This is a genomic window from Saccharomonospora iraqiensis subsp. iraqiensis (assembly GCF_000430445.1).
Lineage (GTDB): Bacteria > Actinomycetota > Actinomycetes > Mycobacteriales > Pseudonocardiaceae > Saccharomonospora > Saccharomonospora iraqiensis.
On record NZ_KE387056.1, the window covers coordinates 104,048 to 106,312 of the forward strand.

Sequence of the window (2,265 nt, forward strand, 5' to 3'; positions counted from 1 at the left end):
GCCGGGGCCGGCGGGGGGAACGCTCCGGTCTCCCCCCGCCGCGCCGGTTCCTCGGCCTGCCCCGGTCCGGCACGGGCGTCAGCCCTCCGGCGTGAACCGCGGGAACGCGAGGTCCCCGGCGTAGCGGGCCGCGTCGGCCAGGGTCTCCTCGATCCGCAGCAGCTGGTTGTACTTCGCCACCCGCTCACTGCGCGCCGGGGCACCGGTCTTGATCTGGCCGACGCCGGTGGCCACCGCCAGGTCGGAGATCGTGGTGTCCTCGGTCTCGCCGGAGCGGTGGCTCATCATCGACTTGTAGCCGCAGGAGGTGGCCAGCGTGACCGCGTCCAGCGTCTCGGACAGGGTGCCGATCTGGTTGACCTTGACGAGCAGGGCGTTCGCGATCTTGCGGTTGATGCCCTCCTCCAGCCGGTCCGGGTTGGTGACGAACAGGTCGTCCCCGACCAGCTGCACGCTCTCGCCGAGTTCGGCGGTCAGCCGTGCCCAGCCGTCCCAGTCGTCCTCCGAGAGCGGGTCCTCGATGGAGACCAGCGGGTAGGCGTCGACCAGCTCGCTGTAGTAGCCGATCATCTGCTCGGCACTGCGCTTGCTGCCCTCGAAGGTGTAGGTGTTGTCCGAGAAGAACTCGGTCGCCGCGACGTCGAGCGCCAGAGCGATGTCCCGGCCGGGCCGGTAGCCCGCCTTCTCGATCGCGGTGACGATGATGTCCAGCGCCTCGCGGTTGGACGACAGGCTCGGCGCGAAGCCGCCCTCGTCACCGAGGCCGGTACCCAGGCCCCGGCTCTTCAGCACCGACTTCAGCGCCTGGTAGGTCTCCGCACCCCACCGCAGCGACTCGCGGAAGGACTCCGCGCCGATCGGCGCGATCATGAACTCCTGGATGTCCACGTCGGTGTCGGCGTGCGCGCCGCCGTTCAGGATGTTCATCATCGGCACGGGCAGCACGTGCGCGTTCGGCCCGCCGAGGTAGCGGAAGAGTTCGAGCTCCGCCGAGTCGGCGGCCGCCTTCGCCACGGCGAGCGACACCCCGAGCATCGCGTTGGCGCCCAGCCTGCTCTTGTCCGGCGTGCCGTCGAGGTCGAGCAGCTTCTGGTCGATGATGCGCTGGTCGACGGCCTCGACACCGGCCAGGTCCGGACCGATCTCGTCGAGCACGGCCGCGACCGCGCGCTGGACACCCTTGCCGTTGTAGCGCTTGTCCCCGTCGCGCAGCTCCACGGCCTCGTGCTCGCCCGTCGAGGCACCCGAGGGCACCGCGGCCCGCGTCATCGTGCCGTCGTCCAGGGCGACCTCCACCTCGACGGTGGGGTTGCCGCGAGAGTCCAGAATCTCGCGCGCGCCTACCTGCTCGATAACCGCCACACTCAGCTCCTCACCCGGTTGTGTGTCACTGCGTCGGCTTCCCGCGGACACGCCGACCGGCCGCGCCGTGTGGACGCGGCGACGACCTCAGCCTAGCCGCCGGGGCCTGTCCGGCCGTCGGCTACCCGGGCGGGGTGCGATCTAGGACTCCTCCGACCCGCCTCCGTCGCCGTCGCCGGAGCTGTCCGCGCGGTGGGCGCCCGGCAGGTCACCCCCTCCGTCGGGGGTGGTCCGCTCCCCGGAGCCGTCGGCCGAGCCGTTCGCGGAGGCCCCGGTTCCGTTGTCCTCGGACCGGATCTCCTGCCACCCGACCGGGAGATCCACCTCGTCCGAGATGTGCTGCCAGAAGGCCCAGCTGTTGCCACCGATGTCCTGCACCGTGAACAGGCGTGCGCCGTAGGGCTGGTCCTGGGGCTGGGAGTACTCGATCGAGTCGCCGACCACTTCGCGCAGCCGCTCGAAGTGCGCGTCGACGTCGTCGACGTAGACGACGTTGAGCTGGCCGACCGGCCCGTCGACCCCCTTGGCGTCCCAGTAGTTCTCGTCCACGGCGGTGAGATGGATCTCGGTCCCCCCGGCCACCAGGGTGGCCTGGAACACCTCACCGGCCGCGTCGACGTAGCGCACCTTCTCCTTGAACCCGAACACCCTGGTCAGCCACTCCACGGCCTCGGTGGCGTCGGTGTAGTACAGGTACGGCGCGAGGCCGAGATACCTCGGGACTTCGTCGCTCATGACGTGCAAGTTCACCACATCGGCCCAGTCCCGCGCGCACTCACCCCTCGACTCACACCTCCGCGCCGACGGCCCGCTCACGCGGCCAGAAGCGGCGCCAGCCGTCGGCGTCGAGGGTGGCGGGGTCGAAGCCGTGGACGCGCGCGGCCCGCTCGGCCTCCCGGACGT

General features: G+C 70.9%; 2 protein-coding genes. Both read right to left on the reverse strand.

The genetic code is table 11. From position 1 onward, the window contains the following. Positions 1-78: 78 nt before the first annotated feature. Complete coding sequence (eno, locus tag ACTIR_RS0104535) at positions 79-1,362, reverse strand: phosphopyruvate hydratase (protein ID WP_026453383.1); 1,284 nt, start codon at positions 1,360-1,362, stop codon at positions 79-81. 141 nt (positions 1,363-1,503) lie between these two features. Next, complete coding sequence (locus ACTIR_RS21700; protein ID WP_233345821.1) at positions 1,504-2,097, reverse strand: VOC family protein; 594 nt, start codon at positions 2,095-2,097, stop codon at positions 1,504-1,506. Between the last annotated feature and the right edge of the window lie 168 nt (positions 2,098-2,265).